10 protein-coding genes are annotated in these 12672 nt (G+C 65.1%); 4 read left to right on the top strand and 6 right to left on the bottom strand.

All coding sequences use genetic code 11. From position 1 onward, the window contains the following. Window positions 1-115: 115 nt before the first annotated feature. Together BLS08_RS00300 and BLS08_RS00295 are read right to left on the bottom strand one after the other, a co-directional pair. Window positions 116-1303 carry an XdhC family protein gene (locus tag BLS08_RS00300; RefSeq protein WP_085063132.1) on the bottom strand — a complete coding sequence of 396 codons (1188 nt, stop codon included), beginning with the start codon at window positions 1301-1303 and terminating at the stop codon, window positions 116-118. A gap of 71 nt (window positions 1304-1374) precedes the next feature. Then, a complete protein-coding gene (locus BLS08_RS00295; protein WP_090335833.1) occupies window positions 1375-2349 on the bottom strand; it encodes a LysR family transcriptional regulator in 975 nt (324 codons plus the stop codon). A gap of 154 nt (window positions 2350-2503) precedes the next feature. On the opposite strand from BLS08_RS00295, the gene BLS08_RS00290 reads away from it, so the two are divergent. The 4 genes from BLS08_RS00290 to BLS08_RS00275 all read left to right on the top strand — a co-directional run bounded on the left by BLS08_RS00290 (window position 2504) and on the right by BLS08_RS00275 (window position 7404). Beyond that, a complete protein-coding gene (locus BLS08_RS00290; protein ID WP_059391091.1) occupies window positions 2504-3919 on the top strand; it encodes an acetyl-CoA carboxylase biotin carboxylase subunit in 1416 nt (471 codons plus the stop codon). Between the two features lie 8 nt (window positions 3920-3927). Beyond that, window positions 3928-5739, top strand: coding sequence for a sodium-extruding oxaloacetate decarboxylase subunit alpha (oadA, locus tag BLS08_RS00285; RefSeq protein ID WP_017676158.1), 1812 nt, complete (start codon window positions 3928-3930; stop codon window positions 5737-5739). Window positions 5740-6158: 419 nt separating this feature from the next. Then, window positions 6159-7100 carry a sodium-dependent bicarbonate transport family permease gene (locus BLS08_RS00280; protein ID WP_017676156.1) on the top strand — a complete coding sequence of 314 codons (942 nt, stop codon included), beginning with the start codon at window positions 6159-6161 and terminating at the stop codon, window positions 7098-7100. Between the two features lies 1 nt (window position 7101). Then, on the top strand, window positions 7102-7404 hold the full coding sequence (locus tag BLS08_RS00275; protein ID WP_017676155.1) for a P-II family nitrogen regulator: 303 nt from the start codon (window positions 7102-7104) through the stop codon (window positions 7402-7404). Window positions 7405-7583: 179 nt separating this feature from the next. Here BLS08_RS00275 and BLS08_RS00270 read toward each other — a convergent pair whose 3' ends face one another. From BLS08_RS00270 to BLS08_RS00255, 4 genes are all read right to left on the bottom strand, one after another. After that, window positions 7584-8312, bottom strand: a complete 729-nt coding sequence (locus BLS08_RS00270) for a carbonic anhydrase (RefSeq protein ID WP_003464702.1) — start codon at window positions 8310-8312, stop codon at window positions 7584-7586. Between the two features lie 180 nt (window positions 8313-8492). Continuing rightward, window positions 8493-9440: a carbohydrate kinase family protein gene (locus BLS08_RS00265; protein ID WP_017676154.1), complete on the bottom strand. Its 948-nt coding sequence runs from the start codon at window positions 9438-9440 to the stop codon at window positions 8493-8495. 237 nt (window positions 9441-9677) lie between these two features. Further along, window positions 9678-11177 carry a xylulokinase gene (gene xylB, locus BLS08_RS00260; RefSeq protein WP_017676153.1) on the bottom strand — a complete coding sequence of 500 codons (1500 nt, stop codon included), beginning with the start codon at window positions 11175-11177 and terminating at the stop codon, window positions 9678-9680. Window positions 11178-11180: 3 nt separating this feature from the next. After that, window positions 11181-12656: a mannitol dehydrogenase family protein gene (locus tag BLS08_RS00255; RefSeq protein ID WP_055986195.1), complete on the bottom strand. Its 1476-nt coding sequence runs from the start codon at window positions 12654-12656 to the stop codon at window positions 11181-11183. Window positions 12657-12672 lie beyond the last annotated feature (16 nt).

Below are 12672 nucleotides of genomic sequence, written 5' to 3'. Positions count from 1 at the left end.
GGATGCAGGCCGTAGGGTGGGCTTTAGCCCACCAATTGTGGTCAGCGTGGACTAAAGGGATCGCCGCCCGGCCCATCCCACAAGTCTGTAGCCCGGATGCAATCCGGGGCTATGATCAGGAAGCGGTCAGTCTGGCCGCGGTCTCGATATCGCTGCAGTCCAGCGGCGTTGGCGTGTGGATCGCCGCCTGGCGATGCTTGAGCATGCCGCCTGCACGAAGGTTAATGGCGGCTGTCATCTCGGCGAGAATCGCCGTGGCCACGCTTTCCGGCGTGTCGCCGCCGATGTCCAGGCCGATGGGGTAGTGCAGGCGCTCCAGCGCCGGCAAGTGCGGGCTGTGTTGGCGGATCTCGTCCAGCAGACGCTCGGTGCGATCGCGTGGCCCCAGTTGGCCGATATAGGCCGGCGTGCCCAGCAGCACGCTGCCCAGCCAGTGGCGATCCTGGCTGTAGCTGTGGCTCATGATCGCCACCATGGCGCCGTCGGTGAGTGCGTGCAGGTCATAGGGTGGGCGGGCATCGACCTGCAGTACCGTATCTGCGTCGGGAAAGCGCTCGGCGCGGGCGAAATGGGCGCGGCCATCGACCACGGTGACGTGCCAGTCCAGCAGTTTGGCCATATGCGTCAGCGGCTGCGCATCATGCCCGGCGCCGAAGATCACCAGGCGCCGCTGCGGCGCCAGGTATTCGCAGAACACCTCGATATCGCCATGCGCATCACGGTAGCTGCGCAGCGAGGAGCGGCCATCGGTCAGGGTTCGTTGAAGATCGGCGCGAACCTCGGCGTCGAGTGCGGAATCGAGCAGGCGGCCGTTGTCGCCCAGCGAGGGATGCAGGCATAGGCGATCGCCGACACGCACGCGGGCGTTGCGATAGCTGCCGATCACCGTGGCGACCGCCCCGGCCTGGCTGCTTTCGCGCACCTGGCGCAGCAACTCGAGCACGGCCAGCGGCTTTTCCGCGCTGTGGCGCTCGAGCAGCACGTGCACGGTGCCGTTGCAGCCGAGGCCGAAGGTCAGTGCGGCGTCCTGATCGTCATCGTCGTCCTGGGTGGCGGTGCTGTAACGGCGGATCACGGCTTCGCCGCCATCAGTCAGCCACCAGGCCTTCTTCGCCACTTCGGACTCCAGGCAGCCGCCACTGATGGTGCCCACGGTGCCGCCGTAGAGCGGGATCAGCATACGCGCGCCGGGGCGGCGGTAGGCCGAGCCTTCGACCTTGACCACGGTGGCGAGTACGGCCTGGCCGTTGTCGCGCTCCAGAGCGCGAAGGGCGCCGAGCAGGGCGCTGATTCCCGACAGCATAGGTTTCTCCCAGGCAGGTTTTGGTGGAGCGATCCCAGGATGCCAATGTCCCGTATGTCAGTTAAGAAGGGTTAGGCCGATCCTGCGAGATTCTTGCCCGATCCTGTGTGGCTGGGCTGGAAGCGCTCGGCCAGTTTGACGATTTGCGCGCGCTCGGTGCGGATGAAGTCGACGAAGGCCTGCGCTACCGGCGACAGGCGCCGGCCGCGGATATTCACCACGCACCAGCTGCGCTGCAAGGGCAGCTCGGCCACCGGCAGCTCGCGCAACAGGCCGTGTTGCAGCTCCAGACGCACGGCATGGCGTGGTAGCAAGGCAATGCCGAGGCCGGCGAGCACCGCCTCGCGCTGCGACTCCAGCGAGCCGATCTCCAGGGTGTTGGGGAAGTGCGCACGTTTCTGGTGGCAGTACTCTTCGCAGGCGCGACGAGTCCCCGAGCCGCTTTCGCGAATCAGCAGGGGATAGGCGGTGAGGTCCTGCAGCTGGAGGCTGTCCGCTTCGCACAGGGGGTGATCCGGCGGCGCCACGGCGATGATCGGATTCTCGAGAAAGGGCATGAAGTCCAGCGCCAGGTCCTGCGGCACCTGGCTCATGATCATCAGGTCGTCGCGGCTTTGGGTCAGGCGGCGCACCACCAGGGCGTGGTTGACCACCGTTAGGTTGAGGCTGACTTCCGGGTATTGGCGGCGAAATTCGGCGAACAGGTGGGGAATGAAATATTTCGCGCTGGATTCCACGCACAGGTTGAGCTGCCCCTGCAGTGAGCCCTGCAGGTCGGACAGCTGCATGTCGAGGCTCTCCAGGCGGCCGAAGATATCGCTGCTGGCGCGTTTGAGTGCTTCGGCGGCTTCGGTCAGGTAGAGCTTCTTGCCGACGTACTCGAACAGCGGCTGGCCGACCAGCTCCTCCAACTGACGAATCTGCAGGCTGACGGCGGGCTGGGTCAGCGCCATTTCCTCGGCCGCGCGGCTGTAGGAGCCGTGCTCGCACACGGCACGGAATACCTGGAGCTGGCGCAAGGTCATGCGCAGCAGGGTTTTACGCACGGTTTCGTCCTCGTTCGATCAATGCATAAGTAATTACTTATGCACGATCAAATAATTATTCATTTTTGTTAATTCGTATAGCCGGATAGGGTTTCACCACGTTTGCAACCAACTGTTGCAGCGGCCCGTGCAGCTCTGCGCTGAGGATTGGATCGTGATAAGAAAAATACTGATCGCCAACCGTGGTGAGATTGCCGTCCGCATCGTGCGGGCCTGCGCCGAGATGGGCATCCGCTCGGTGGCGATCTACTCCGACGCGGATCGTCATGCCCTGCACGTCAAGCGTGCCGACGAGGCGCACAGCATTGGCGAAGATCCGCTGGCCGGCTATCTGAACCCGCGCAAGCTGGTCAATCTGGCCGTGGAAACCGGTTGCGATGCGCTGCACCCCGGCTATGGCTTTCTGTCCGAGAATGCCGAACTTGCAGAGATCTGCGCCGAACGTGGGATCAAATTCATAGGCCCGAGCGCGGAAGTCATCCGCCGCATGGGCGACAAGACCGAAGCGCGTCGCAGCATGATCAAGGCCGGTGTACCGGTCACCCCCGGTACTGAAGGCAACGTCGCCGACCTGGCCGAAGCCCTGCGTGAAGCCGAGCGCATCGGTTATCCGGTGATGCTCAAGGCCACCTCCGGTGGTGGCGGTCGCGGCATTCGTCGCTGCAACAGCCGCGAGGAGCTGGAGCAGGCCTACCCGCGGGTCATCTCCGAGGCGACCAAGGCCTTCGGCAGCGCCGAAGTCTTCCTGGAAAAATGCATCGTCAATCCCAAGCACATCGAGGCGCAGATTCTCGCCGACAGCTTCGGCAATACCGTGCACCTGTACGAGCGCGATTGCTCGATCCAGCGCCGTAACCAGAAACTGATCGAAATCGCCCCCAGCCCGCAGCTCACCCCCGAGCAGCGCGCCTATATCGGTGACCTCGCCGTGCGCGCGGCGCAGGCCGTGGGCTACGAGAACGCCGGTACCGTGGAGTTCCTGCTCGCCGAAGGCGAGGTGTACTTCATGGAGATGAACACCCGGGTGCAGGTGGAGCACACCATCACCGAGGAAATTACCGGCATCGACATCGTTCGCGAGCAGATTCGCATCGCCAGCGGCCTGCCGCTGTCGGTCAAGCAGGAAGACATCATCCACCGCGGTTATGCCCTGCAGTTCCGTATCAACGCCGAGGACCCGAAGAACAACTTCCTGCCCTCGTTCGGCAAGATCACCCGTTACTACGCGCCCGGCGGGCCCGGCGTGCGCACTGACACGGCGATCTACACCGGCTACACCATTCCACCCTATTACGACTCGATGTGCCTGAAGCTGATCGTCTGGGCGCTGACCTGGGAAGAGGCCATGGACCGCGGCTTGCGCGCGCTGGACGACATGCGCGTGCAGGGCGTGCGCACCACCGCGCCCTACTACCAGGAAATCCTGCGTAATCCGGAATTCCGTAGCGGCCAGTTCAATACCAGCTTCGTCGAAAGCCACCCTGAACTGACCCAATACTCGATCAAGCGCAACCCGTCGCACCTGGCCATCGCCATCGCCACCGCCATCGCTGCCCACGCGGGCCTGTAGGGGACATCATGAGCAAGAAGATCACCGTTACCGATACCGTCCTGCGCGATGCCCACCAGTCGCTGCTGGCCACGCGCATGCGCACCGAGGACATGCTGCCGATCTGCGACAAGCTCGACCGCGTCGGCTACTGGTCGCTGGAAGTCTGGGGTGGCGCCACCTTCGACGCCTGCGTGCGCTTTCTCAAGGAAGACCCCTGGGAGCGCCTGCGCCAGCTCAAGGCCGCGCTGCCCAACACCCGCCTGCAGATGCTCCTGCGCGGGCAGAACCTGCTCGGCTACCGCCACTACAGCGATGACGTGGTCAAGGCCTTCGTGGCCAAGGCGGCGGTCAACGGCATCGACGTGTTCCGCATCTTCGACGCGATGAACGACGTGCGTAACCTGCGCGTGGCCATCGAGGCAGTGAAGGCTGCCGGCAAGCACGCCCAGGGCACCATCGCCTACACCACCAGCCCGGTGCACACCACCGAGGCGTTCGTTGCCCAGGCCAAGGCCATGCAGGCGATGGGTATCGACTCCATCGCCATCAAGGACATGGCTGGCCTGCTCACACCTTACGCCACCTTCGCGCTGGTCAAGGCACTGAAGAGCGAAGTCGATCTGCCGGTATTTATCCACAGCCACGACACGGCAGGTCTCGGTTCGATGTGCCAGCTCAAGGCCATCGAAGCCGGCGCCGATCATATCGATACCGCCATCTCCAGCCTGGCCTGGGGCACCAGCCATCCGGGCACCGAGTCGATGGTCGCCGCGCTCAAGGGCAGCGAATTCGACACCGGCCTGGACCTGGAGCTGATCCAGGAAATCGGCATGTACTTCCACGCCGTGCGCAAGAAGTACCACCAGTTCGAGAGCGAGTTCACCGGCGTGGATACCCGCGTGCAGGTCAACCAGGTGCCGGGTGGGATGATTTCCAACCTGGCCAACCAGCTCAAGGAGCAGGGCGCGCTGAACCGCATGAACGAAGTGCTGGAAGAGATCCCGCGCGTGCGTGCCGACCTCGGCTTCCCGCCGCTGGTGACACCGACGTCGCAGATCGTCGGTACCCAGGCGTTCTTCAACGTGCTGGCCGGCGAGCGTTACAAGACCATCACCAACGAGGTGAAGCTGTACCTGCAGGGCCGCTACGGCAAGGCGCCGGGCAAGGTCGACGAGCAACTGCGCAAGCAGGCCATCGGCAGCGAAGAAGTGATCGACGTGCGCCCGGCCGACCTGCTCAAGCCCGAGCTGGCGCGCCTACGTGAAGAGATCGGCAGCCTGGCCAAGTCCGAAGAGGACGTGCTGACCTTCGCCATGTTCCCCGATATCGGGCGCAAGTTCCTCGAAGAGCGCGCGGCCGGCACCCTCAAGCCGGAAGAGCTGCTGCCCATGCCGAACGGTCAGGGCAAGGCCGCGCCGGTGGGTGGTGAAGGCGTGCCGACCGAGTTCGTGGTCGACGTGCACGGCGAAAGCTACCGCGTGGACATCACCGGTGTTGGCGTCAAGGGCGACGGCAAGCGCCACTTCTACCTGTCCATCGACGGCATGCCGGAAGAAGTGGTGTTCGAGGCGCTCAATGAATACGTCGCAGGCGCTGCTGGCAAGCGCAAGCAGGCCGGTGCACCGGGCGACGTGTCCACCACCATGCCGGGCAACATCGTCGATGTGCTGGTCAAGGAAGGTGACACGGTCAAGGCCGGTCAGGCGGTGCTGATCACCGAAGCGATGAAGATGGAAACCGAAGTGCAGGCGCCGATTGCCGGCACCGTCAAGGCCGTTCACGTGGCCAAGGGCGACCGCGTCAATCCGGGCGAAGTGCTGGTGGAAATCGAAGGTTAACCTCTATGGAGCCCGGCCTGTTGGATGGGCAAGTTTGACGGGGCGTAACCCGGGCTCCTTTTTTATTCAGCGCTACGGCGCAGGTTTGTCCCGGGGGCCGCAAGGCTCCCTTTTTTTGCACGGCACATCCATGTGCTTCACCCCTTCGGTCGCCTCGCGCAAAACGTTAACGGCGTTTTTGCGACTCGCCAGCGTGGGGGCCAAGCCTGGCGTGCCGGCTAAGCTTTCCGGTCATGCCCCGGCGCTTCGCCTTCGTGGCGAGGTAAAGCAGGGCGATCAGCACCGCCTTGTGCCGGGGCATGGCCCTTTCCTTTGGTTGGGTAGCCGTCCGCGTAGGGTGCGCCGTGCGCACCGGCGCGGGTGGTGAACAGTGGCAGGTGTGCACAGCGCACCCTGAGAAGCAGGGGAGGTGAACTGAGGTGGGTCTGGATCCGGTGGTGCTGTTTTTCGTCTTCGGCCTGGTCGCCGGCCTGCTCAAGAGCGAGCTGAAGCTACCGGCGGCGTTGTACGAGACGCTGTCGATCATCCTCCTGCTGGCCATCGGGCTGCACGGCGGCGTGGAGCTGGCGCAGCAGGCCAGCCTGCAGCTGCTCGGTCAGTCGGCGTTGGTACTGGCGCTCGGTGTGCTACTGCCGATCCTGGCGTTCGTCCTGCTGCGCGGCCTGCGTTTCGACCGCGTCAACGCCGCGGCGGTGGCGGCGCACTACGGTTCGGTCAGCGCCGGTACCTTCGCCGTGGTAGTGGCCTACATGCTGGCCAAGGGCATCGAGTTCGAGAGTTACATGCCGCTGTTCGTGGCCATCCTGGAGATTCCGGCGATTCTGGTCGGTATCGTTCTGGCCAAAGGCATTTCGCGTGAGACCCACTGGGGCGAACTGGGCCGCGAGATCTTCCTCGGCAAGAGCATCATGCTGCTGCTCGGCGGCCTGGTGATCGGCGCGATCGCCGGTAAGGAGGCAATCAAGCCGCTGGAGCCGCTGTACACCAGCATGTTCAAGCCGGTGCTGGCGTTCTTCCTGCTGGAGATGGGCCTGATCGCCTCCGGCCAGCTCGGTGCGCTGAAGCAGTTCGGTGTGCGCCTGGCGGCCTTCGCCCTGCTGATGCCGCTGCTCGGTGCGCTGATCGGTGCCTTGCTGGCGCGCTTCATGGGCCTGAGCCTGGGTGGCACGGCGATGCTGGCCACGCTCGCGGCCTCGGCGTCCTATATCGCCGTGCCGGCGGCGATGCGCCTGGCCTTGCCCGAGGCCAACCCGTCGCTGTCGCTGACCGCCTCGCTGGGCATCACCTTCCCATTCAATATCCTGATCGGCATTCCGCTGTACCTGGCGCTGGCCGAACGACTGATCGCTTGGGGGTTCTGAGATGAACGCACATAGCCGCACCCTGCTCACCGTGATCTGCGAGGCGGCGCTGGAGAAGCGCCTGCTGGCCGATCTGGAAGCGCTCGGCGCACCCGGCTGGACCATTTCCGACGCGCGTGGCCGTGGACACCGCGGCGTGCGCAGCGCCGGCTGGGACACCGAAGGCAACATCCGCCTGGAAATCATCTGCAACCGCGAATTGGCCGAGCGCATCGCCGAGCATCTGCAGGTGCGCTACTACGACCACTTCGCCATGGTCTGTTACCTGGCGCAGGTGGAAGTGCTGCGTGGGGAGAAGTTCTGACTGGTCCCTGGTAGGGTGCGCTATGCGCACCAGACCAGGTTAGCCGTGATCGGGGGGAGTCTGGTGCGCGCGGCGCACCCTACGGCCTAAAGTCCTTCCCACGTTCACGGTGCGTTTTGTGGGAGGGGCTTTAGCCGCGACCGGGTGAGGCTCGGTGCGCGGCCACCCTGCAAGGGCTTTCAGCTTTGTGGAAAACGCGCGCGTGGCGTCGCCATTGGAATCTTGTCGCCATCGAGCGGCAGGAAGCTGCCCAGCTCGGCGTCGTAGGCCTTGATCTGGCTGGTTTCGATGTCATACACCCAGCCATGGATGAACAGTTGGCCGCGCGCCAGCTTGGCTGCCACCGACGGATGGGTGCAGAGGTGGTTGAGCTGCGCCACCACGTTCTCTTCGGTCAGCACGGCAAGGGCTTCCTTGTCGTCGCTGCAGTTGCAGTTCTCTGCCACCACGCTGCGTGCTACCTCGGCATGACGCAGCCAGGCTTTCACCGTGGGCATGGTTTCCAGCGAGGCCGGGTTGAGCACCGCTTTCATCGCGCCGCAGTCGGAGTGGCCGCAGATGACGATGTGTTGCACGCCCAGGGCCATCACCGCGTACTCGATGGCGGTGGAGACGCCGCCCATCATCTGCCCGTAGGCCGGCACCACATTACCGACGTTGCGGTTGACGAACAGGTCGCCGGGCGAGCTCTGGGTGATCAGCTCCGGCACCACGCGCGAGTCGGCGCAGGTGATGAACATGGCGCGTGGGTTCTGGGCGGTGGCGAGCTTCTTGAACAGCTCTTCCTGCTGCGGGAAGACCTCGTTGCGAAAGCGCTTGAAGCCATCGACTATGCTGTGCAGCGCCTGCTCGGCGGTTTCGTTGCCCTCGTGGGCCTGAAGCGGAATCACCTGATGTTTGTAAGGCATGCCCTGAACCTCTGGGTTGTCTGAAAATACGCTGCTAGAACGACTGTCGCTGCGCTGTGCGAGTCACACGCCAAGTGTCGCCTCCAGCGAGCTGAGCGACAACCGGCGGTTTCGGGTAATTCGCCCAGGCGCACAGGGAGCCTGTGTCGCTGCCAGCTGGCACCGCGAGGGTGGGCCTGGTCAGCGCGCGCTCTGTCGTTCCAGTTCATGCAGGTAGGGCAGGTCGGGGCCGACCCGGGCGCAGGTCAGCGCGGCAGCCTCGATGGCCAGGCGCAGCATGGCGTCGATCTGCTCACGGCTCAGCGTCGCCAGCGCCTCGGGGCTGTCCAGATCGTGGCGGGCGAGGTAGCTGAGCAGCGCGGCCTGGAAGGTATCGCCAGCGCCAACGGTGTCACGGGTGTGCACCTCCACGGCTGGTACCGACCAGTGCCCGTAGTGGCTGTGGACGCTGGCGCCTTTGCTGCCGTGGGTGAGAAACACCAGTTGGCAGCGCTGGTTGAGCCAGCTCGATGCGACCTGCTGCGGGTCGCGTTCGGGGTACAACAGCTGCAGATCCTCTTCGCTGACCTTGATCAGATGCGCGTAGCCGGCGAAGGTCTCGACGCGCTCGCGCCAGTGGGCGATATCCGGCGCCGGGCCGAGGCGTACGTTGGGGTCGAGGCTGATCAGGCGCTGCTGATGTTCGCGTTGCACCAGCGTCAGCAGCGTCTCGGCCACTGGCTCCACCACCAAAGAGAAGGAACCGACATGCAGGCCGCGCACCTGCGCATCCAGTGCCGGCAGGTGCTCGGCGAGCAGCTGGCGGTCGGCACAGCCTTCGCCACGGAAGGAATACTGCGGCGAGCCGGCAGCGTCCAGGCCGACCATCGCCAGGGTGGTCGGCGCATCGCTGGCGATCAGGTAGGCATCGCTCACGCCTTCGTCACGCAGCACCTGGCGCAGGCGCTGGCCGAGGCTGTCCGAGGAAATCCCGGTGAACAGCGCCGAGTTGGCGCCCATACGGCGCAGGCCCAGCGCCACGTTGAACGGCGAGCCACCGGCGATGGCCTTGAAGGCCAACTCATTGCCACACCCACCGTCGCCCTGGATGAACACATCGAACAGCGCTTCGCCACAGACCAGGTACATGTTCTTCTCCGTATCGGTTAACGGGCACCTCTAAAAACCACCTGCTTCGCCTGATGCCAATCAGTTAAGCGCCAAGGCGGGGAATTCGTAGGAGCGGCGCCCCGCCGCGAAGCTGGGCGGCGCGGACTCGAGAGGCTTCGCCCCGGGGCGGGGCTCCTACGGACGCCGCTTTGATAGCCGTATCTCATCGGCACTATCTGCCTTGCCTAGGTTCTTGGAGGTGCCCTCAAGGCGTTCTCACGCCGGTGTGCTCTCGGCCAGCAGGCTTACCTGCTTGCGGTAGCGTTGATAGACCATTTCGTACTGCGCCGTGCGCGCCGGGTCCGGCTGGGTCTGCGTGCTGGCATCGAGGTGCACGCAACGCTCGCACAGTTCGGCCAGCTGCGCCTGGCGATCCGCTCCGGGCGTCAGGCACCAGGCGGCCTGGATCGCGGCGCCCAGCGCGGCGGCTTCGGTGTGCTGCGGGCAGACCAGTGGCGTGCCCATGATGTCGGCGATCACCTGGCGCCACACCGGGCTCTTCGCCGCGCCGCCGATCAGGCGGATGGTCTGGCTCTGCAGGCCGCTGGCGCGCAGCAGGTCGAGGCCGTAGCGCAGGCCGAAACTGCTGCCCTCGACCACCGCCCGGCACAGATTGGCGCGGGTCAGGTTGTCGCTGTCCATGCCCAGCAGGCTGGCGCGCGAGCTGGGCAGTGCCGGCACCCGTTCGCCATTGAAGAACGGCAGCATGAGCAGGCCCTCGGCGCCGATGGGCGATTGCTCGACCAGTTCGCCGAAGGTCTGGATGTCCAGTTCCAGCAGTTGCTGGATCAGCCCGGTGGCGCTGGTGAGGTTCATGGTGCAGATCAGCGGTAGCCAGCCGCCGCTCGATGAGCAGAAGGTCGCCACCTGAGCATGCGGGCTGATCATCGCTTGATCGCTGTAGGCGTAGAGCGTGCCGGAGGTGCCCAGACTCATGGTGATCGCGCCCGGACGGATATTGCCGGTGCCGATGGCGCCCATCATGTTGTCGCCACCGCCGCTGGCCACCACGGCATCCGGGTTCAGGCCCAACTGCCGGGCGATCTGCGGGCGGAGGCTACCCACTGGCTGATCTGCCTCGATCAGCTCTGGCAGCGCCTTGCAGAGGCGCCCGCTGGGGTCGATGACGTTCAGCAGCTCGCGGTCCCAGCTGCGCGTGCGCACGTTGAAATAACCCGTGCCGGAGGCGTCGCCGTACTCGCTGCAGGCACGGCCGGTGAGCCAGTGGTTGAGGTAATCGTGCGGCAGCAGAATATGCGCGATGCGGGTGAACAGATCCGGGTGCTGCTCCTGGGTCCAGAGCAGCTTGGACACCGTGTAGCCCGGCGCGATGGCCACGCCCAGGCGCTGCAGCGAGCCGGCCTCGCCGCCGAGATGATCGAGCAGGCGCTGGTTCTCCGGGGTCGACTCGGTGTCGCACCAGAGCTTGGCCGGGCGCAGCACCGCGCCCTGTTCATCGAGCAGCACCAGGCCATGCTGCTGGCCGGAGACGCCAATGCCGAGAATCCGCTCGCCGCTGATGCCCGCAGCCGTCAGCGCCTGTCGGGTTGCCTGCTCGAAAGCCTCCAGCCATTGCTGCGGCTGTTGCTCGCGGCGGCCATTGGCGCCGCTCTGCAGCGTGTGGCTGGCGCTGCCGGCGCCGAGCACCTGGCCGCTGTCAGCATCCAGCACCAGCGCCTTGGTGCCCTGGGTGCCGCAGTCGATACCGAGGTACATGGCTCAGTCGCCCAGCAGTGTCTGCAGGGTACGGGTCACGCCGAGCTTGCGCAGGCTGTCGTAACACAGCTCGAAGGCTTCGACGAACGCTGTCGACTGCGCGATGGCGTTGCCGAAGATCGCCTCGACGCCCAGTACCCGCTCGCGCACCTTGTCGTCATCGGCCACCAGCGCCTGGCAGAACGCGGCGCGCGGATCGGGGATGCGATAGCGCTTGCCGTTCTCGTCGACGCCCTTGAGGTACAGCGCCCAGGCTGCGACTACCAGGGCCGCGCGCTCCAGCGGCCGACCGTCTTCGATCAGACGGTTGAGGGTGGGCACGATGAACTTGGGAAACTTCGACGAGCCATCCGAGCAGACCCGCTCCAGCTGATCGGCGATGGCCTGGTTGGAGAAGCGCTCGATCAGCGTGTCCTTGTAGGTGCTCAGGTCGATGCCCGGAACCGGCGCCAGCTGCGGGGTCACGTCCAGATCCATGAAGGTGCGCACGTACTGGCGCAGCAGCGGGTCGTTCATGGTTTCGTGGACGAAGCGATAGCCCTTGAGAAAGCCCAGGTAGGTCAGCGCCAGGTGGCTGCCATTGAGCAGCTTGATCTTCATTTCCTCGTAGGGTGTGACGTCGTCGGTGAACTGCACGCCGACCTCTTCCCAGGCCGGCCGACCGCTGACGAACTTGTCCTCCAGCACCCATTGCACGAAGGGCTCGCAAACCACCGGCCAGGCGTCGTCGACGCCGTGCTGCTCGGCCAGTTGCTGACGATGGGCGGCGCTGGTCATCGGCGTGATGCGGTCGACCATGGCATTGGGAAAGCTCACATGATGGTCGATCCAGGTGGCCAGCTCGTGGTCGGCCAGGTGGGCGAAGGCCAGCAGTGCCTTGCGCGTGACGTCGCCGTTGTGTGGCAGGTTATCGCAGGACATCAGGGTGAAGGCCGGGATGCCGGCGGCGCGACGTTTGGCCAGGGCCGCGCAGAGAAAGCCGAACACGCTTTGCGGCGATTCGGGATGACGCAGGTCGTGGGCAATGGCTGGCAGTTCGGCGAGAAATTCGCCGCTGCTGTCGTCGATGCAGTAGCCACCCTCGGTGATGGTCAGCGAGACGATGCGAATCGTCGGGTCGGCCAGCTTGTCGATCAGCGCCTGCGGCGACTCCTCGGCCAGCAGCATGTCGGTGATCGCGCCGATCACCCGCACCGGCAGGTTCGGCTCGTCGCCCAGTTCGACCAGGGTGTAGAGGTAATCCTGGCTGGCCAGGGCATCGCGCATGGCGCGGTCCTCACTGCGCACGCCGACCCCGCAGATACCCCAGTCCAGTGCCAGGCCCTGGTTCATCAGGGCATCGGTGTAGACCGCCTGGTGGGCGCGGTGAAAGCCGCCGACGCCAAAATGGGCGATGCCGGTGCGGATCATCTCTGCGGTGTAGCTGGGCAGCGCGACGGCGCCGCCAAGCCGGGAAAGCTGCTGGCGATTGAGTTTCATCTGGAACATCCCGTGA

This window comes from Ectopseudomonas chengduensis, from assembly GCF_900102635.1.
In the GTDB taxonomy this organism is placed as follows: domain Bacteria; phylum Pseudomonadota; class Gammaproteobacteria; order Pseudomonadales; family Pseudomonadaceae; genus Aquipseudomonas; species Aquipseudomonas chengduensis.
The sequence above is the reverse complement of the archived record's forward strand: the minus strand, read 5'-3'. Positions and strand labels throughout refer to the sequence as shown.